This is a genomic window from Brucella sp. H1_1004 (assembly GCF_047308065.1).
Taxonomy (GTDB): Bacteria; Pseudomonadota; Alphaproteobacteria; order Rhizobiales; family Rhizobiaceae; genus Brucella; species Brucella pseudogrignonensis_B.
Genome location: NZ_JAYKZA010000001.1, coordinates 736,334 through 754,976 on the forward strand (window position 1 = coordinate 736,334; position 18,643 = coordinate 754,976).

Below are 18,643 nucleotides of genomic sequence, written 5' to 3' on the forward strand. Positions count from 1 at the left end.
CTCATAAACTTATTTGCCGGAATTGGGGCGCTTTGGCAATCTATCTGCTTAATTCTTCCGTCACAGTTCCTTGAGTTGGACTTATAAATAGCGGCGGGGATTGGCTGCCAGATAGAATGTGTTGATCAGAGTGTTGATATCAAAAACCGGCAAGCCAGATTCTTCCGCAACAAAAGATGAAAATGGGCACATATTCGTGCATTCAAACATGATTGCACCGGGATTTTCACAACTCGCCATAAACGCTCGCGTCATGTCCAGCATTTCTTCTTTTAACACGTCCGTATCAAGATAATCGCGGCCTTCAATGTAGGTTTGCGGAAACTCAGCGTTTTCCTTCATACCCTGCACCTGAACTGGGATCATCTCTGATGACCAGCCAACGCCCTTAAAATGTGCGTCATTCATGTGGTGCGCGCGCTCGGTAAACACACCAATGACTTTGCCGGGAGCTAGCATGGCATGGATAATCGGTGCTTGCATCAAGGCTGATGTGAAGACAGGAATATTCACCGCAGCAGCAATATCTTTTTGGAATGGACCCAGAAAGCCGCAGCTCGTGGTAATGGCGCGCACGCCTTCTGCTTCAAGTTCCCGCGCCGCGTCGATAAAGGGTTCGATGAGTTTTGGATCCGGGTTGTTGCCCATGATACGCGTGGCATGCGCACCTTTCACCGTCTTGTAGCGAACAGGAAAATCATAGGACAGTGCGTTACCAATATCGCCTGCCGGACGCGGGAAAATCGTGTCCAGCATCAGTACGCCAATCTGCTGACCATAATTGGTAAAGCCACCTTTGAGCATCATTTTTTATTCCTTTGTAATCAGAAAATCAGTGGCCGAAACGTGCAGGCGAAAAGTCGCGGGCCCGTTCAGAAGCGACGTTATTGATTGCGTCGAGAACCATTTCCGCCGTTTTGGGGGCTGAGGCGATCCCGATATGACCATGGCCAAAGGCTGCAATAATTCCGGGGTGGCGGGTGAGTTTTCCGATTACCGGAATGCCATCAGAGGGCGATGGGCGATGTCCCATCCAGAGCTTGAGATGCTGTAAATCTTGTTTAGCCAGATTAGGATAACTCGCCAAAGCGTGCTTAAGCAGCACTTCAGAACGCCTCCAGTCCGGTGCTTTTTCGACCGTTGCCAGCTCGACCTGACCAGACAAGCGCAGTCCCATATTGGTTGGGGTATTCCCCATCCGTCCCGTGCTCGGCATGATCGGAATATCAAAAGGAAGCTCCTTCATCGGCAAAGTCACGTGATAGCCGCGCTCACTTTGCATTGGCACATGCATGCCAAGATCATTCATCATCCGGCCGGAGTGAATGCCTGCGGCAAGAACGATATGATCAGCAGCAAGGCTTTCATTGTTCTCCAACACTACGCGCGGGTACACACCTGTAAGCACACGCACGACATTCTTGCGTATAAACTCAACGCCGGATTTTTCAGCCTGTGCAGCAATCCCGGCAACATATTTGCCTGTATCGAGACAATGCGCTCCTTCTGTTACATGAATGGCAAAGCGATAGTTATTTCCAAGCGCTGGAATGCGCTCGCGCAATTCCACCTCCTGCCATTCGTCGAACAGAATCCCGTTATCGCGACGCAACTGCCAGCTCAGCGCTTCGGCTTCAAATGCTGTGCGGTCGGGATAAGCGTAAAGCAAGCCCTTCTGCACAATGAGATGGCCCTGTCCAGTTTTGCGCGCCAAATCGATATGCCGTTTCGGTCCATCATTGAGCAACCAGTTCAGTTTAGCAGCAGTCTTCGTCACGCGTGATTTTGTGGCGCCGGCGAAGAGGAAACGCGTAAGCCATGGCATCAATCTGGGGACCGATTTCCAGTCGAGCGTAAGCGGACCATTGCGATCCAGCAGAAAACCCGGCACCTGCCGCCAGAGACCCGGCATACTCATGGGAATAATAGAAGCGGGACTGATCCACCCACCATTGCCATAGCTTGCACTTTGCTCGCCGCCCGGTTCCGAGCCGTCGCACAGCGTTACCTTCAGGCCAGCTTCAGCAAGTCGCAAAGCGATTGTGGAGCCGATAATGCCAGCTCCGATGACAATAACACTGCCTGTCATGACATCCATCCATTCTGCGTGTGCGCTTAAGCGAGGCCGCCATGGAAATGGCTTAAGAACTCGCGGGTTGCAGCTTCGCGTGGCTCATTGATCATCTGACGAGCATCGCCGGTTTCGACAACGTAGCCGTCCTGCATAAAGATGACTTTGTCGGCGACGTCGCGTGCAAAGGCCATTTCATGGGTTACGAGGATCATCGTCATGCCCTGCTCGGCCAGTTGTCGGATAACGGCGAGAACTTCACCGACCAGCGCCGGATCAAGCGCCGATGTCGCCTCATCAAACAGCATCACATCAGGACGCATCGCGAGCGCTCTTGCAATCGCCACACGTTGTTTCTGACCACCTGAAAGCTGCTCCGGCCTGGCATCTGCGCGCGCTGCAAGTCCGACCTTTTCGAGCAACTCCATCGCCAACTGGCGTGCAGCTTTTTTATCCTGCTTTAGCACAGTGACTGGCCCGACCATGACGTTATCGATCACGCTCATATGTGGAAACAGATTGAAGTTCTGAAACACCATGCCCGTATTGGCGCGGAACGCAGCGAGATACTTGTCTTTCAGGGCGACGTTACCGGACGAAAAATCAATCTTCTGATCGCCGATTGCGACATAGCCTGCATCGGGTAGTGAGAGCAGATTAAGGCTGCGCAGCAGTGTCGATTTGCCAGAGCCACTCGGTCCGATCAGCGCAACAACTTGTCCGCGTTCGACGGTGAGGCAGATATTGCGCAGCACTTCGATGTCGCCAAAAGACTTCTTAAGCCCACGTACTTCGATCATCGGTTCAGTATTCATGGCTTATCTCCACAAGGCTTGCTTGCTTCATTCGGTCCATCATTTTAGCTTGCCTTCCAGCCCATGAGCGAGGCGTGTGAGAGGGAAGAGAACTGCGAGATAAAGCACTGCAATCAAGGTGTAGGTTTCAAGCGGACGGTACGTAGCCGATGTCACCAGCTGGCCTTGGTACAGAAGGTCTGGCACTGCAAGGACAGACAAAAGCGACGTGTTTTTTAGCTGCAGCACGGACTGGTTGACGAGCGGTGGCACCATGCGGCGGAGCGCTTGCGGTAGGATAATCTTGCCCATCAATTGCCCTCGGCGCATGCCGATCGCTCGTCCGGCATCCCACTGTCCTGCATCAATGGAAACGATGCCGCCTCGAATGATTTCAGCATAAAATGCAGCGCCATAGAAAGTCAGCGTAAGGAAAGCTGCCATGGCTGGCGAGATTTCAAGGCCGATTAGCATCGGGAGCGCATAATAGCACCAGACAAGCTGCACCAGCACTGGCGTACAACGAAATATTTCTACGACCGTCATGATAGGCACGGTGATAATCTTATTGCCGGAAAGCCTGCCAAGAGCGAAAACCGTACCGACCAAGATGCCGGAGATTACCGTTATAATCGTGAAGCCGACAGTGTAGGCCAGCCCTTGGACAAATAATCCTCGATACTGCCACAGGCCGGAAAAGTCCCATTGATAGTCCATTAATTCACTCTTTCTGACACCCCGGCAAAGGCACGGGAGGACGTTGAGCTGAACAGCCAGTGCCCAAGCGAAAGGATGTCGAACACTGGCACGCCGCTGGCTTTAGCAACCGCTCGTGCGAAGGGCGGCATGTTCGTACACTCGAGCACTACGGCACCAAGATCATGTTCTCGGGACTGCAATTGCTGCGCCGCATGGATGATTTCAGCTTCGAGGGCAGAGTGGTCGTAAATCCCATTGCCTTCGATTAATTCACGAAATGCGCCGCCGTCTGGCATGCCGATCCGTGGTGTGTTGATGTCGGCACCGCAAGCCAAGAAGATTGCATCATCAAGGCTGGCTTCATCATAAGTGATCACACCGACTTTGCGTGTCTGACCAATCAATGCTTTCACCATCGGCAATTGCAGCAAGCTGGACGTTGCAATCGGCACCGATAGTCTCTCACTTAAAACACTTTGATGCCGCGCCATGAAACCGCAAGACGTGACTAGCGCACTGCACCCTTCAGCGATCAAAGCATTGCCAGCCTGAACGAAGTCTTCGATCAATCCAGCGCCCCGCTGACGAATTATCTTGTCCGCTGATGCGCCAACGACCTTTCTGAACCGCACAGGCATATTCCATGACGCCGGATTTCCGACGTCTCCGGGCGGCCTTGGAAAGTCGGTATCAAGCATGATGACACCGAGTGATTTCTGCTCGAACTGCATGTTGGTTGACGCGTCAGAATTTTAGCGTTGGTGGTAGATCAGATGGCTGCACGCCGACCAGCGAAAGGCTGCTGACGATCCACTCATTGACCTTGCCCTCCTCGCGACGTTTCTTTAGCCAAACGTCAACGTAATCGCGGAATTCGCCCTTCGCGTCTTTGCGCACACCAATCGTCGTCGGCTGGCTATCCAATGGCTCTGGTACAAACACTTTAAATTTGTCGCCCAGCTTATGTGCTGTCACCACTGACATCAGTGCGACCTGTATGATTGCATCGGCCCGACCCGATTGCAGGGCGATAACGGTTTCATCTGCACCTTTGAGCGCGACGAGCGTACAATTCGGCAATGTTTTACGTGTGAAAAGATCCTGCGTGGAACCAAGATCAACCGTGACGCGGATTTCCGGCTTATTCAGTTCTTCCCAAGTTTTAACATCGCGGTCTTTGTTGGTGATGACAGTGAAGACATTGTCCATCATGGCTTCAGTGAAATCGACGGTCTTCGCGCGTTCAGGATTATTGCTCAGCGCAAACATGATGTCGATTTTGCCACTCTGAAGATCCATAACGGAATTGCCCCAGGTGGTTTCGACCATTTCCAGCGGGACTCCAATATTTTCAGCCAAATCCCTGCCCATAGAAACGCAGAAACCGTCCCATTCGCCGGTCGCGAGATTTTTCTGATAATAAGGCGGGGTGCCGTTAAAAACGCCGATGCGTAGAGCACCTCGATCCTTAATCGCTTTAAGCGTCGCGCCTTCTTCAACGGCCCATGAAAGGCCAGGTGCCAGCATCACTGCTGTGCCACCCAAAAGCGTTGTTTGGATAAACTTACGTCTGTTCATTGTTGTTTCCCTCTTTTTTGACCGAGCATTCCGTCGAACATTATTGGGCGCTTGAATGCGCCAGACTGCTTTCTCTATTAAATTTATTGGAAAGTACCACCGAGTAACTAACGTTCTCGATCTCTTCTATCTGTGCCAGCTCTTCAATCAAAGCCTCCAGGTCTTCGAGAAAGCCGACATGCACGCGGCACATAATGTTGGCCGGTCCACTGATCGCATCCGCAGTCAGAATTTCCGGATAAGCACGCAATGTCGCAAACAGACGTTGCGCGATACGCTGTGCGGCCGTGATAAACAAATAGGCAGAAATGCTGTTATCGTCCGTCGCCCGACGAACGATGGCGCGATAACCCAATATGACGCCGCGCCGTTCCAGACGACCAATGCGCTCTTGAACGCTAGATCGGGCAAGCCCGACCCGCCGCGCCAGTTCACTTGCAGGAAGCCGTGCATTCTCTTCCAGGATACTGACCAGATTTCGGTCGATGCTATCACCGTAGTCCATCGTGTTCCCTTATCTTTATTTTTAGTAAGAATGCGGCTCTTTCTCATCAAATAAAAGCATTGAAAATTGGATTAGTCATGACTTAAAATCATGATGAAATCTTGAGGAAACCCAATGCGCCGTTTTCTTCCCTCACTCTCAGCACTGCACGCTTTTGATGCCTCCGTGCGGTATCTCAGTTTTACGCGGGCCTCCGAAAACTTAGGCATGACGCAAAGCGGCGTTAGTCGCCAGATTCAAAATCTTGAATCTTTTCTTGGCCTTAAACTATTTGAGCGTGCAGGGCCGCGTTTGGTTTTAACGGAAGAAGGGCAAAGCTATTACGAAGAAGTCTCGCGCATCCTTGCCAAGCTTGAAGAAGTGTCGATGGATGCGGTGCGTGGATATAAAACGCAAAGTCTGCTCAAAGTTGGCCTGCCGCCAACACTGATGCGCAAATGGGCGCCGGGCATTATCAGCACCTTTGCGAGATCGCATCCGCAAATATGGTTTGAAGTGTTTCCTTGCTCACACGACCTAGACTGGGGCAAATCTGATCTCGATCTTGCAGTGCTGCGCGGTATCGGCAACTGGGCGAATGTGCGTAGCCACTTGCTTTTCGATGAAGAGCTGGTCGTGATTGGATCACCGGATGTCGTGCCAGAGAATGGGCTGAACGGTGACGTAGAATTGCTCGATTTTCCGCTGATCCAGAATTCAAACAGGCCAAGCCTCTGGCTGCATTGGCTGCGTGGCGCCGGTATTCATTATAATAAGCGCATCTTTGGGCCGCGCTTGCCAACGCATGATATTATCATCGAATGCGCTGTTGCGGGGATGGGGCTTGCGATAGCGCCCAAAATTTTCGTGCAGGACGAATTGCGCTCTGGAAAGCTCAAGCTGGCGCTTGATCGTGTTCAGACATCTGGAGAAAGCTACTTTCTGTGCTCTGCACAGGCGCGCCAAGGCTCGAAAAACGTCCGTCTGTTTCGTGACTGGTTCATCGCAGAAGCAAAACGCCACAGACATCAAGTGCCTGTGGCGTGAGGTGCTCAGATATAGGAGCGTTCAACGGGCTTGAAGTTGAGCGGGTCTTCTCCGCGTTTTAGAAGCCACGAATAAACGGGCGGCACCCGGTCAGCGATCGATTCAACATGAATATCGATAAAGCACGGACCATCTTTCCACGCAAAAGCCTCCGACATTACAATATCCAACTGATCTGCCGTTTTGGCGGTCCATGCTTTTAAGCCATATGCTTCGGCAATTGCCTGTCCTTTTGGTGCCAGAAAATCGACGCCGAAACATTGATTATGCCCTTTCAGGCGATGAAGGCCTTTGATCCAGCCGAATGTTCCGTTGTTAAACAAGATCAGAAGTGCGGGCACCTGCAATCGCACCAGCGTTTCAAGTTCACCCACTGTCATCCCAAAGGAACCATCGCCAAACATTCCGATTGGACGCTTATCGGGATCCGCACGCCACGCACCAACCGTTGCTGGCAAAGCCGAACCCAAACCGCCAAAGGCACGCGGAATAGCAAAGCGCGTTTCACGATCATTGATCTTCAGGAAGCGCGTCATATAGGGCGTTGGCGTACCAGCATCGGAATAGATCAATGCGGGCTGCCCGGACTGACTAAGCGCCTCATTAAAAGAGCGCACAACGCGTTCGGGTCGCAAAGGCACCCGTTCATCGCTCAGGGCTTCTTCGGCATGCTCCCAGAATGTGCGGCGATGCGCATTGAGTTCTTCAATCCAGCTATCATGTCTCTTAAGTTCAACTGGTTGTTCGATCTGCAATAACTCATCCAGAACCAGCAATGCATCGCCCTGAATCGAGAGCAGGTTCTCATAATTATTCGCCATGATTTCGGGCGAGATATCAATCTGAGCAAGGCGCCGGTTCAGTGTAACCTTCGGGAAAGTCCAGCCAATCGTCACCACAGAACCAATCCGCGATCCGACAAACAATGTGAAATCGGAATGCTCCAACGCCCAGTTTGCATGAGGATGATAGCCATTGTCACCGATCACACCGATGGCAAGACGATGGTCGTCGTCAATTGCGCCTTGTCCCGTCATCGTCGTGCACATAGGAATATCGAAACGCTCGGCGAGTTTGGTAATTAGCCCTCCGGCATGGGCACGATTGACACCACCACCCGCGACGATCAAAGGCCGCTCAGCTTTTGCGATGAGTTCTAAAAGCTCAACGAGTTTTTGCTTCGGTGGGAGTGTCGGGAAGGCAGGAAATGTTTTGCACTCTTCTTCGACATGCAGCGATATACGTGCTGGATCGACTTCGGCCAACAACATATCCTCTGGAATTTGCAGATGCACGGCACCCGGTTTTCCTGAACAGGCAACACGGAACGCACGGCGAATAATTTCCGGCAATTTATCAGCCGATTTCACCTGCACTGAGAGCTTTGTCACCGGCTCGAACAGTTTGGCGCAATCAAGCTCAGTAAGAACACCACGACCTTCACCTGGCAACGGAATATCAATCGTCAGAAGGATGACGGGAACGGATGAGCCGTTTGATTCAGCGACAGGCGGCAATGAATACATCGCTCCTGCGCCTGACGGACACTCAAAAACACCCGGCTTATTGGAAAAGCGGCCATAAGCATCGGCCATATATCCCGCAGAGCGCTCGTCCCGAGCCATAATATGGCGGATTTCGCCCTCGCGCTGCTGCAATGCTTCATAAAAAGGCACATTCGTATCGCCTGGCACTCCGAAGATTGTCTCGACACCATAACCAATCAACATTTGCACCAAAATATCCGCGCCGCGCATTCCATTACTCCTTCAGAATCTGATGAAGTAACAATAATCGCGATATTTTTCGGCAAGGACCGGCGGATAGTCGGCTAATACGCGGTTGTTCCGGCGATACGTCGTGCAATCCCGCCGCTTTGCCGAGGCATGAAAATTGTGCTGCGTTATACAGCAAGTGAAATTTTGAAAAGAAAGATCGAAAAAACGGCGATATAAATTGGTCTGGCTTTATCTGCCGTGGAACGGCTCAAATTGTCTTCCACTCTTCCATTTTATCACGAAACAGCTCTCTTATTATTGGAAACATGGGTGGTTGGGAACGCCCCGAAAGCCTGATAATGGCGAACTCAGATGCATTCGATGCAGGATGGACAGGTAGTTCGACGAGTTGGCAACTCTCAATAAGCTCGTGAGCGGGTGCGAGAACACCATAATAGACAGTTTCACTGTCCAATGCTGTTTGAAGAAGCCCATCTATTGCATCGGAGTGAAAGGTAACACTCTCATCCGGGTGAGCTGCGGGGCCATAGGTGGTGATCATATTCCTTATTTGTTCGGGTGCAAGAATTGTTGTAGCCAACGGCCAGGGGCGAAGATCTGAAAAACTGAGCTCTTGACGTTTAGACAATGGATGATTGTTCTTGACGAGAAAGCCAGTTCGCAATGGGGGAAGCATTTCAATCTGAAGATCGGCTGTGACTGGAACGCCACGTATTTCTACGACAAGCATATCAAGTGTTCTGTCTCGTAATGCTTGCACTTGCAAAGGAATTGCCCCTCGCATCAGCAATATGTGCAGCGACGGGTTCGTCGTTGAAAATCTGCTGAGTAAAGGGGCGGTGAGAAGAGCGCTTGGCGTTGAACCCAGTCCAATTCTTATTCGTCCGGCGCTGCCCTCATGTTGTTGTTTTACGACGCGATATAGCTCTTCTGTTTCAAACAGAACGCGCCTTGCATGATTCAGAACAACATTACCGAAAGCAGTTACTTCGCAACGTTTGCCAATCCTATCCACCAGCTTCATGCCTAATTCCGCTTCAAGCTGAGCAATGCTTCGTGAGAGCGCAGGCTGCGTGAGATGGGTATGTTCAGCAGCGCGTGTGAAAGAACCTTTCTCCGCAAGCGCAACAAAGTGTTTCAATTGCTGAATATTCACGTAATTTTCCTAAATCATTATGCCTATTATGCATGGTAATCAAATTTACTATGCATTGGACAAATAAAAAAGCACCTCGTAGCTAGCATGATAAATAATTGAGCATTGCGAGTGGTTTTATGAACGATATCCGGCAGCTGATCGAGCGAGACATTGAGGAATTTGTGTCGATCAGGCGCGATCTGCACCAACATCCGGAATTAGCCTTTATGGAAGTTCGAACGGGCGAGCTTGTTGCCTCATTGTTGGAAAAGTGGGGTTACGCTGTCGCAAGAAATGTTGGAACGACAGGAATTGTCGGCCAGCTTCGCCATGGTAACAGTGCAAATGCAATTGGCATTAGAGCAGATATGGATGCGCTCCCAATTTCGGAGGAAACAGGACTTTCATATGCAAGTGTCAATCCGGGTGTAATGCATGCTTGCGGGCATGATGGTCATACAACGATGCTGCTTGCTGCGGCAAAGGCGATAGCAGAACGCAAAAATTTTCATGGTACGGTGAACCTAATTTTCCAGCCGGCAGAGGAATATGGCCGACCAGACAGCGGTGCCGCGCGGATGGTTGCTGACGGATTATTCAAGAAGTTTCCGTGCGATGCAGTGTTTGCAATTCACAATATGCCGGGTGTTCCGCAGGGGCAATTGCAGTTTTACGATGGTGCGATGATGGCGTCTTCGGACACCGTTTTTATCACCATTGAAGGCCGTGGGGGACACGGCGCGCAACCACACACGACAGCTGATCCCATTACCGCAACTGCTTCCATCGTGATGGCGCTTCAAACGGTCGTGGCGCGCAATATCAACCCGCTTGATACAGCGGTGGTGACTGTGGGTGTAATGCAGGCTGGGGTTGCAAATAATGTCATTCCTGAAACTGCGAAGCTTGAATTGACTGTTCGGTGTTTTAAACCGGAAGTGCGGGATCTCCTTGAGCAAAGAATTCGTGAACTTGTACTTGCTCAGGCTCAAAGTTTCGGGGTCATAGCTCAAATCGATTATTGTCGCGGTTACCCAGCGCTACAAAACTCTCCCGCAGCGACCAAATTCGCACGTCAAGTTGGAGAGAGCTTTGCTGCCGCGAGTAACTTCGTCGCTCAAACGACTCCGATGACAGGCAGCGAAGACTTCTCTTTCATGCTCGAAGAGCGACCAGGCTCTTATATTTTCTTAGGAAATGGCGACCAGCCAGGTTCGCAAAGCTGCGCGCTGCATAATCCGGGGTTTGATTTCAATGACGCGAGTATTGTCGATGGCGCGGCCTATTGGGTTGCCCTCACAGAAGCGTTCCTAGCTGCAACAGATACCCCCCAGATTTGACGGATTACTACACTATCGGAGGACAACCATGAATACTTGTATGATGCACACGCAATCCGCTGGATCAATCGATGACCATGAACGATCAGATAAACCACCGGTTAAAGCGATAGCGGCGGCTGTTGCAGGGAATGCGCTCGAATTTTACGATTTCATCGTCTATTCGTTTTTTGCGGTTTACATTGGACAAACGTTTTTCCCGCTTGGCAGTGAAACTGCGAGTTTGCTGGCATCAGTGGCTGTATTCGGTGTTGGCTTTTTTACCCGTCCACTTGGCGGTGTTTTGATTGGAGCATTTGCAGACAAGGCAGGTCGCCGTGCAGCGATGATTCTCACTGTAACGCTGATCACAGTGGGAACGTTGGGTTTGGCCGCGACGCCGGGCTATGAAACAATTGGTATTGCGGCACCGATCATCGTTTTGATGTGTCGATTATTGCAAGGTTTGGCTCTTGGTGGTGAAGTCGGCCCCGCTTCTGCAATGCTTATTGAGGCTGCTCCACGTGATAAACGTGGTCTTTATGCAAGCTGGCAAATTGCCAGTCAGGGGATTGCAGTTGTAGCCGGTGGCCTGATGGGTGTTCTGGTGTCATGGTATCTTACTCATGAAGAACTCGTTTCATGGGGCTGGCGCATTCCGTTCTTGGTGTCGCTCGCGCTTATTCCACTAGCGGTCTATATTCGCCGTGCGTTGCCGGAGACGTTGGAAAAACCGAGCGACAAAAGCGGTGCCCAAATCGTATCTTCGGTTTTCTCAGACCATTCGCGTTATCTCATTCTGGGAATTCTCGTTATTATTTCAACAACCGTGTCCACGCAGGTGGGCAACTATATGACAACTTATGCGATTCAAACGCTGAAATTACCAGCTACTCTTGCGCAGGCAGGAACGGTTCTCGGCGGGACAATGACCTTTTTATTTGCGCTGGTCGCAGGTTATCTTGCTGACAAATATGGGCGTAAAAGCGTAATGATCTGGCCGCGGATTGTCTTGATGTTGGCCATCATCCCGTTGTTCTTCTGGCTCTCAGAATCCAAAGATGCAACAGTGCTTCTTGTTGTAACCGCAGCAGTCACTTTGCTTACCTCTATGAGTGGTGCGGCCAGTCTGGTTGCCATACCTGAGATGATGCCGATCGCTTTGCGTGCGACTGGTGTTTCTTTGATCTACGCCATTGGGGCGACGCTTTTTGGTGGTACAACACAATTCATCATAACTTGGCTTATTGGAATTTTCGGTGCAGTTGCACCTGCATATTATGTGGTTGCGACGAGCATCATCTCGCTTGTAGCGATGTTCATGATGCCTGAGACCCGCAATTTTGACGTGAAGCGATAAGATTTTCCATTTGAGAATGGACAGAATGGCTGACTTTGTTTAGCCATTCTGCTTCCGTTTGTCATAACCAGAGACCTTGAATGGCTCATTATGACGTTGGTTGGTTCTGTTAAAATGACAGCGACTTTTCAAAGGTGTGGACTTGAAGCAGCGTTTGCGTGCCGTTATTGATGCCATCGAAGCCGAACTTCAAAACACCGAAGTACGTGGTAAAGTCGCTGATTATATTCCCCCACTGGCGAAGATCGATCCCTCAAAATTTGGCATTGCCATCATGTTACATGATGGCACTTTGATTTCTGCGGGAGACTCAAAAGAAAAATTTTCTATCCAGAGCATTTCAAAGGTCTTTGCTCTGACGCTTGCTTTGGGCAAAAGAGGTGACAGCATTTGGCGACGTGTGAACCGGGAGCCATCCGGAGATCCCTTTAATTCAAGCGTATTGCTGGAGCTTGAAAAAGGTATTCCTCGGAATCCGTTCATAAATGCAGGGGCGATTGTTATCTCCGATGTGTTGTTAGGTTCGCATAAGCCACGAGAGACTATCGCCGAGATAGTGCGGTTTGTTCAGTCTGTGTCTGACGATGATGATATTTATATTGATCGCTTTGTTGCCGAGGCTGAAGATCAAACCGGCTTCAACAATGCAGCTCTCGCTAACCTGTTAAAGGCAAACCAAAATCTGGATAACATTCCCTCACACGTGCTTGGTGTGTATCATCATCAATGTGCGCTTGCGATGTCTTGTGAACAGCTTGCGAAGGCTGGGCTTTTCCTTTCCGCCTCCGGTCGAAACCCGGTGAGCGATCATCGCATTGTCAGTATTGAGCGTGCGTTACGTATTAATGCTCTTATGATGACGTGTGGGCACTATGATGGGTCAGGTGATTTTGCTTTTCGTGTTGGGATTCCGGCAAAAAGTGGTGTCGGTGGCGGCATATTAGCTATAGTGCCTGGTGTCGCATCAATCGCTGTTTGGTCTCCGGGTCTTAATCAGCATGGAAATTCTCTGTTGGGGACTTACGCGCTGGAAAAGCTTTGCAGGGAGATGAACTGGTCCGTTTTTGGCGCTTAAATACTCGACGGTCGACAGTGCGATATAATATTCAAACTGATTATTCTTCCAACTCGGCATAGACGAGATAACGAAGTGGGCCTTGTGTAACCGCTTCAAAGGGATAACAGGTCGCTAGAACCAGATATGAGCCGGAAGCGTGAATATCGATTTGGGCTTCATCCCAGCGGGTGACGGTCATCTGAGTGGCGCGATATGTGAATATCTTACCGTCATCCCGGGTGATGCGAATGAGATCGCCTTTTTCGACATTCTTTAAGAAAGCAAAATGCGTATCGCGATGTGCAGCATAGACTGCGGTTCCCGCTTCACCGGCCTTGGGTGTGTTCTGTAAATGTCCGGGACCAAACGCGAGAGCCTGTCCGCCTACGCCATTCAGAGTAATGGCTGATGCAGCCAGTCGTGGCGCTTCGATACGTGCGACCGGCCAGGTATCGGCCCAGCTCCACGGTTTGACCTTGTCACCTGAGGCGATGCTTTGCGTGAACGCCCACTCTAGAAGAATTTGCGCTGCATATGCCTTGGCGTGAATCCAAAGACCCTGGCCAAAAAGCACAAGACCACAAACCATAACGGCAACAGACAGAATGGGGAGGGGGGAGCGCGACCAAGCGCGCTCCTTTGACTTCTTATTCTGGGTAATAACAATACTCATTATGCATTCCCCCTGCGGCGTGAGAACCAGAAGATCAGGAAACCGATGAAAACGACGCCCAGCCCCTGCAGCATATTAAGTGTTGCTGGTGTTGCGGTTTGCGGCAGAGGCGTTGCAGGTGCCGGAACTCTCGGCACATTGACACGCTCTTGAGTGCGAACCTTGATCTGGTCCTGCCCGGCATCCGCATGATCAAGCACGCTGCGTTCTGCACGACTGCCAAACAAAGTCTCGAAATCCCATCCGGCAGGAAGTTCCAAAGGAATATCAGCACGGGTGAGGGGTGTGTTTGCAGGACGTGCTGGCGTCTGATCGACAGCGACAAGACTTGTGAGACGTGTCACCAGATGGTGTTCCAATGCCAGATTGAGGATACGCGTGTCGGCTGCCAAGACTGAAATCTTGCCGAGCTTCATGTCCACTTCCGCATCATCGATTTTGCGACGAGCCCAAATTTTCGAAATGCCTTCCGCGGGGCTTACTGCATCAAGTGACAGGGTGATCGTCCAGGGACGGCTTCCAACTGTACCTTGAACTGTAATGGTACCAGCTGCATTTTTTGTACGGGCAGCAATCACCAACGGTTCGCCATGATAGATATCCGGTAGAATACCGGGTGTCAGATTGGTGCCTTCCTGTGAGAAATTGACCTTTAGATCGGTGACACCTGGATTCTGCAGCTTATCAAAGAGCTCACGCATACGCTGTTCCAGCTCTTCAGAAGAACCGATATGTGTGAAGGTGCCGCGACCAAGTTCCGATGCCTTGCTCATCAGGTAAGTATTGGGTGCTGAGCCGATGCCGACCATGAAGAGGCGCGAGCGGTCACGGCGCGATGCGATGACATCGAACATCTGCTGTTCGTTGCTGATTTCGCCATCAGTCAGGAACACGATCTGGCGCAAACCATCTTTCTGGTGGCTGTCATCAAGAGCCGCGTGCAGTGCGGGCAGCATTTCTGTTCCGCCGACAGCTTCGAGGCTGGCAACATACTGGCGGGCATCATTGATATTCTGCTGTGTGGCATCGACGGAATCCTCAAAGAATTTGGTCAGCGTGTCGTCAAAGCGAATGACGTTGAAACGGTCGCCGGGATTGAGATGCGAGAGGCCATAATCGAGACTGGCTTTGGCCTGTGTCATCGATGTGCCACCCATCGAACCTGAATTATCGATGACGAAGACGATCTCACGCGATTGAGCTGCATTGGTTTTGGCAAGCGGAGGGGTCACATAGGCAAGTACATAGTCCTCATTGCCGACCCGTTCACGAAACAGCCCGACATTCGGCATATCCGTTTGGGCTGCTTGCCATTCGAGGACGAAGTCGCGATCCGCTGTGGCTTTTCCATCGAGAATGATTTTGGCTGTCTGCTCGTTCTGTCGATCAATGCGCACAGGATGATAAAGGCTCTTGATATCGGTTGCGGGGAAACCGGGTTTGAGATCGACCGTGATCGTTACCGGATTGATACGCTCCTCACTCGGCTCCTCACCGGGTATGATGAGCGGTGTTTCAATTGCGCTGTTGTCCGGGCCGGGCGCTGGTCGCGTTTTAGGCTGTCCCCAACCACCGGAAAGATCGGCGCTCTGTTCGATCGGATCGATATTTTCAGGATTATAGCGCGGCGCCACAACAAGCGGCAGGCGCAGTGAAAAGCGATTGTCGCTGAGACGCACAGCCTGCTGATATTCGATCTGGATGACGACTTTCTCGTGCGGACCCAGATTGGCGACAGCATTGGTGAAGATGTTTGGCCGCTGCTGCTCGATGAGCGCAGCCTTCTTGCCTTCGCTTTTGGCTTTCTCGTAGATTTCGCGTGCAGCCTGCTTTTCCTTGATGTCGGCAACGATAACCCGGTCACCCACGATCATTTTCAAGGAATAGACCGCGCTGTCTTCTGGCAGCGGGAAAACATAGAGCCCTTCAACCCAGCCATTGGTCGGATTTTCAAAAATCTGGCTGAGGCGGGCGCGGGCGGTTGGGCCGCTGACATCGATATTGTAGTCAGTGCTGATGCGTGGGGCTTCGACATATTGACCTTCTTTGCTGCCTTGCAGCAGAAGGCTTCCGCTTTGTACTGCATTCGGCGTCAGATAGGCCGGCGTCTCAGCACGGGCTGAAGCCACGTTGAGAAGCGAAAGAACAACGGCAAGGATTGGCAGTATCAGCATGTTCACAAACCAGATGAGTTTGCAGAACTGCGAGAGGCTGATTGCCCTTCCGCTGCGATGAGAGTGTCTGATGGCAGGCGACATGATGCGCTCCTGTAACTATCGGATAACTGGAGACAATTTTTGCCAAAGCGGTGTTTTAGTGCCAGCGTAAGCTTTCCCAAGTTTTATCCGGACTTTGCCGCAAGCCACCTTGCCGGTTCCGCTTATGTGTGGAATTGTGAAGAGAAGTACGGATTCAGGAAGTTCTCATGTCTCAGCAAGATGGGGTTTTGCCCGATCAGATGAATAGCCGTGTCGCTGAACGTGTGCGTGAGGAGATTGCGCGGCGCAGAATTTCCCGTCAGCATCTGGCGGATGAGGCGCGCATCAGCCTGTCGACGCTTGAAAAAGCATTGTCAGGACATAGGCCTTTCACGCTTGCCACCATCATCCGGCTTGAACAGGCCATGGGGTTTGAACTGCGCGATCAGCTGGAAACGGAGAAGCCAAAGCCAGCCGCGCCGCATGGACATGCTGCAGAAGAACTGGGTGCCTATTCGCGTGCCGGTGTCTCCTGGCTTGAAGGGACCTTTCTCACGCTTCGCCCGTCCTTTGGCAATCAATCCGATATTTTCGCTTATTGTACAGATATCAGCTGGGATGCCGAAAATACCCATCTGAAGTTTGAAGAGCGCGAGCGCACCGATACGTCTTTTTCGCAGCATGGACGTGTTTCTGTTCCGCACCTCTCAGGCCATGTTTATCTTGTAACCAACACGTCTGGCCAATATCGGATGGCGGTTCTGTCGCGCCCAAGCATCGCAGGTGAAATGTACGGCATTCTCACGACATTGCGGGCAGGGCAGGGCGCGCAACTGACACCTGTATCAGTGCCTTTGGCGCTTATACCGATGAAGGTTTTTGAAACGCCAGTCTTTGGGCGCGTGACACGAGAACATGCAGCCTATGACCACTACTCCCGCTTTATCAGCAAGACGCTGGGCGAGGGTTATGCAAGCTTCATATCATCAGAATAGCCGAAACGCGGGTAGATGAGAGATTTATAGCGGGAGGGCTATATGAGCGCATCGCAGGGCTTTGCCTCAGATCCGCGGTCCGGTTAGAGATTGCAAATGTCATTGCGTCACGCGCGCCGATCTTAACCCGTCGTTAGCTTATTATTCAGCAACAAAAGGGCGGAAATTCCGCCCTTTCTATTTAGTTTATTAATGCGTACCGACTGCTTTGCCGTAAACCCGGATGACATTTCTGACGGCTTCGACCATCAGGGCATGCGGTGTGGCTTCAACCTTGCCGGCTGCAACAGCCGGATAAAGCGTGCCAAGATACTGGCTGATCAGCGTTTCAGGAATTTTGCGACCTTCAAGGCGCTTGAGTAGGTCATTGACGGCAGCTGTGGCTTCCGGATGTGGCCAGTAATAACGAATGCGGTCGCTATAGGAGAAATGGCGCTGAAGACGCAGTTCTTCCGCATCGCCATGATAATATTTCTCCCAGTTCTTCGGCTCGTTGAGAAGCAGCTTCTCAAGCTTGCCGCGAACCGTCTCTTCTTCTGGCAGTTTGTCGAGGAAAGCTGCAATCTGATCAAGACCATAGAGTGCTTCACGCAGCGCAAACGTCAGACCCGGTCCAACTTTCAGAATGGCAAAGCCATCATGAACCAGAGCTGATAGTGCCTCAACCGGCTGATAGTCGGTCGAATGGGCTTCAAAGACAAATTGCGGCACTTCGTTGAGAACGCCGCTTAAAGCACTCGCCTTGTTGCTGTCGTAATAGACAACGTTTTCATTGCCGAATTCCACGCCCGGCTGCACGACAACGCCGATGGCGCGCGAGAACGCATCCTCTAAGCCAAGAGCTGCAAAAGCCTTGCGGTGAATGGCGATGGTTTCAAGCGCTGCATCTGGCTTGGTCAGTTCCAGATCTTCGATCTCTTCCATTGCGCCGCCCGGGATCGGAACTTCCGTGCCGACAATATAAACAGGCAGATCAAAGCCGGATTCAGCGGCTGCTTTTTCTGCAACCTTGGCAAGACGCGCTGCACGTTCAGCAGTCACAGCATCAGGCAGTGCAACAGGTTCGCCAGCGCAACCCATCGACGTGTCGAGGTGGATTTTGGTAAAGCCTGCACGCACAAATCCATCCATCATCACTTCGGATTTGGCCATGGCTTCTTCAGCCGACAAATGCTTCCACGGATTGGGGCCGAGGTGATCACCACCCAGAATAAGGTGCTTGGTATCAAAGCCGAGACGCGCTGCGATGTCTTCGACAAAACGGCGGAAATCAGCCGGTGTCATGCCGGTATAGCCACCATCCTGATTGACCTGATTGCAGGTGGCTTCGATCAGAACGTCAGTCTTGGTTGCAATGCCTTCAAGAAGGGCTGCTTCGATAACCAGAGGATGAGCCGAGCAGATCGAGGTGATGCCTCCGCGTTCGCCGCCAGTATAACGGGCGGGAAGGTGGCGTAAGCGCTGAGTGCTGCTCATGACGGGACTCCATAT

At 51.5% G+C, this 18,643-nt stretch carries 17 protein-coding genes; 5 read left to right on the forward strand and 12 right to left on the reverse strand.

Going from position 1 to position 18,643, the window contains the following annotated elements:
- Positions 1–81 precede the first annotated feature (81 nt).
- The 7 genes from U2P60_RS03635 to U2P60_RS03665 are packed head-to-tail and all read right to left on the reverse strand — an operon-like array spanning position 82 to position 5,647.
- Entirely contained in the window at positions 82–807 is a 726-nt protein-coding gene (locus U2P60_RS03635; protein ID WP_413571338.1) for an aspartate/glutamate racemase family protein, read from the reverse strand.
- Between the two features lie 25 nt (positions 808–832).
- Positions 833–2,089: an NAD(P)/FAD-dependent oxidoreductase gene (locus tag U2P60_RS03640; protein WP_413571339.1), complete on the reverse strand. Its 1,257-nt coding sequence runs from the start codon at positions 2,087–2,089 to the stop codon at positions 833–835.
- A 26-nt stretch (positions 2,090–2,115) separates the two neighbouring features.
- Positions 2,116–2,886 (reverse strand): amino acid ABC transporter ATP-binding protein, encoded by a 771-nt coding sequence (locus U2P60_RS03645; RefSeq protein ID WP_413571341.1) that lies wholly within the window; start codon positions 2,884–2,886, stop codon positions 2,116–2,118.
- Positions 2,887–2,925: 39 nt separating this feature from the next.
- Positions 2,926–3,582, reverse strand: coding sequence for an amino acid ABC transporter permease (locus U2P60_RS03650; RefSeq protein ID WP_313829263.1), 657 nt, complete (start codon positions 3,580–3,582; stop codon positions 2,926–2,928).
- Complete coding sequence (locus tag U2P60_RS03655; RefSeq protein WP_413571342.1) at positions 3,582–4,295, reverse strand: aspartate/glutamate racemase family protein; 714 nt, start codon at positions 4,293–4,295, stop codon at positions 3,582–3,584. The genes U2P60_RS03650 and U2P60_RS03655 overlap by 1 nt, the downstream gene beginning before the upstream one ends.
- A 13-nt stretch (positions 4,296–4,308) precedes the next feature.
- Positions 4,309–5,142: a transporter substrate-binding domain-containing protein gene (locus U2P60_RS03660; RefSeq protein ID WP_413571343.1), complete on the reverse strand. Its 834-nt coding sequence runs from the start codon at positions 5,140–5,142 to the stop codon at positions 4,309–4,311.
- A 40-nt stretch (positions 5,143–5,182) separates the two neighbouring features.
- Positions 5,183–5,647: an Lrp/AsnC family transcriptional regulator gene (locus U2P60_RS03665; protein WP_094507580.1), complete on the reverse strand. Its 465-nt coding sequence runs from the start codon at positions 5,645–5,647 to the stop codon at positions 5,183–5,185.
- A gap of 114 nt (positions 5,648–5,761) precedes the next feature.
- Between U2P60_RS03665 and U2P60_RS03670 the strand changes: the two genes are divergently transcribed.
- Complete coding sequence (locus U2P60_RS03670; RefSeq protein WP_413571344.1) at positions 5,762–6,673, forward strand: LysR substrate-binding domain-containing protein; 912 nt, start codon at positions 5,762–5,764, stop codon at positions 6,671–6,673.
- 5 nt (positions 6,674–6,678) lie between these two features.
- Here U2P60_RS03670 and U2P60_RS03675 read toward each other — a convergent pair whose 3' ends face one another.
- Together U2P60_RS03675 and U2P60_RS03680 are read right to left on the reverse strand one after the other, a co-directional pair.
- A complete protein-coding gene (locus U2P60_RS03675; protein WP_413571346.1) occupies positions 6,679–8,430 on the reverse strand; it encodes a thiamine pyrophosphate-binding protein in 1,752 nt (583 codons plus the stop codon).
- A 229-nt stretch (positions 8,431–8,659) separates the two neighbouring features.
- Positions 8,660–9,568, reverse strand: coding sequence for a LysR family transcriptional regulator (locus tag U2P60_RS03680; RefSeq protein WP_313829270.1), 909 nt, complete (start codon positions 9,566–9,568; stop codon positions 8,660–8,662).
- A gap of 98 nt (positions 9,569–9,666) precedes the next feature.
- Between U2P60_RS03680 and U2P60_RS03685 the strand changes: the two genes are divergently transcribed.
- From U2P60_RS03685 to U2P60_RS03695, 3 genes are all read left to right on the forward strand, one after another.
- Entirely contained in the window at positions 9,667–10,890 is a 1,224-nt protein-coding gene (locus U2P60_RS03685; protein WP_413571347.1) for a M20 aminoacylase family protein, read from the forward strand.
- Between the two features lie 28 nt (positions 10,891–10,918).
- The gene (locus U2P60_RS03690) at positions 10,919–12,229 is read left to right on the forward strand and encodes an MFS transporter (protein WP_413571348.1); all 1,311 of its coding nucleotides are present in this window, start codon (positions 10,919–10,921) and stop codon (positions 12,227–12,229) included.
- A gap of 142 nt (positions 12,230–12,371) precedes the next feature.
- A complete protein-coding gene (locus tag U2P60_RS03695) occupies positions 12,372–13,304 on the forward strand; it encodes a glutaminase (protein WP_413571349.1) in 933 nt (310 codons plus the stop codon).
- Between the two features lie 40 nt (positions 13,305–13,344).
- Here the strand turns inward: U2P60_RS03695 and U2P60_RS03700 are convergent, their stop codons facing one another.
- Positions 13,345–13,959 (reverse strand): class GN sortase, encoded by a 615-nt coding sequence (locus U2P60_RS03700; protein WP_413571350.1) that lies wholly within the window; start codon positions 13,957–13,959, stop codon positions 13,345–13,347.
- Positions 13,959–16,217, reverse strand: a complete 2,259-nt coding sequence (locus U2P60_RS03705; RefSeq protein ID WP_413571351.1) for a marine proteobacterial sortase target protein — start codon at positions 16,215–16,217, stop codon at positions 13,959–13,961. The genes U2P60_RS03700 and U2P60_RS03705 overlap by 1 nt, the downstream gene beginning before the upstream one ends.
- Before the next feature lie 167 nt (positions 16,218–16,384).
- On the opposite strand from U2P60_RS03705, the gene U2P60_RS03710 reads away from it, so the two are divergent.
- Positions 16,385–17,152: a helix-turn-helix domain-containing protein gene (locus U2P60_RS03710; RefSeq protein WP_413571352.1), complete on the forward strand. Its 768-nt coding sequence runs from the start codon at positions 16,385–16,387 to the stop codon at positions 17,150–17,152.
- A gap of 189 nt (positions 17,153–17,341) precedes the next feature.
- Here U2P60_RS03710 and U2P60_RS03715 read toward each other — a convergent pair whose 3' ends face one another.
- Positions 17,342–18,628 (reverse strand): D-tagatose-bisphosphate aldolase, class II, non-catalytic subunit, encoded by a 1,287-nt coding sequence (locus U2P60_RS03715; RefSeq protein ID WP_413571354.1) that lies wholly within the window; start codon positions 18,626–18,628, stop codon positions 17,342–17,344.
- Between the last annotated feature and the right edge of the window lie 15 nt (positions 18,629–18,643).

Coding starts and splice junctions, on each gene's coding strand:
- U2P60_RS03670 (WP_413571344.1), top strand. CDS start 5,762: ATGCGCCGTTTTCTTCCCTCACTCTCAGCACTGCACGCTTTTGATGCC.
- U2P60_RS03650 (WP_313829263.1), bottom strand. CDS start 3,582: ATGGACTATCAATGGGACTTTTCCGGCCTGTGGCAGTATCGAGGATTA.
- U2P60_RS03705 (WP_413571351.1), bottom strand. CDS start 16,217: ATGTCGCCTGCCATCAGACACTCTCATCGCAGCGGAAGGGCAATCAGC.
- U2P60_RS03710 (WP_413571352.1), top strand. CDS start 16,385: ATGTCTCAGCAAGATGGGGTTTTGCCCGATCAGATGAATAGCCGTGTC.
- U2P60_RS03645 (WP_413571341.1), bottom strand. CDS start 2,886: ATGAATACTGAACCGATGATCGAAGTACGTGGGCTTAAGAAGTCTTTT.
- U2P60_RS03715 (WP_413571354.1), bottom strand. CDS start 18,628: ATGAGCAGCACTCAGCGCTTACGCCACCTTCCCGCCCGTTATACTGGC.
- U2P60_RS03660 (WP_413571343.1), bottom strand. CDS start 5,142: ATGAACAGACGTAAGTTTATCCAAACAACGCTTTTGGGTGGCACAGCA.
- U2P60_RS03690 (WP_413571348.1), top strand. CDS start 10,919: ATGAATACTTGTATGATGCACACGCAATCCGCTGGATCAATCGATGAC.
- U2P60_RS03655 (WP_413571342.1), bottom strand. CDS start 4,295: ATGCAGTTCGAGCAGAAATCACTCGGTGTCATCATGCTTGATACCGAC.
- U2P60_RS03635 (WP_413571338.1), bottom strand. CDS start 807: ATGATGCTCAAAGGTGGCTTTACCAATTATGGTCAGCAGATTGGCGTA.
- U2P60_RS03675 (WP_413571346.1), bottom strand. CDS start 8,430: ATGCGCGGCGCGGATATTTTGGTGCAAATGTTGATTGGTTATGGTGTC.
- U2P60_RS03665 (WP_094507580.1), bottom strand. CDS start 5,647: ATGGACTACGGTGATAGCATCGACCGAAATCTGGTCAGTATCCTGGAA.
- U2P60_RS03640 (WP_413571339.1), bottom strand. CDS start 2,089: ATGACAGGCAGTGTTATTGTCATCGGAGCTGGCATTATCGGCTCCACA.
- U2P60_RS03700 (WP_413571350.1), bottom strand. CDS start 13,959: ATGAGTATTGTTATTACCCAGAATAAGAAGTCAAAGGAGCGCGCTTGG.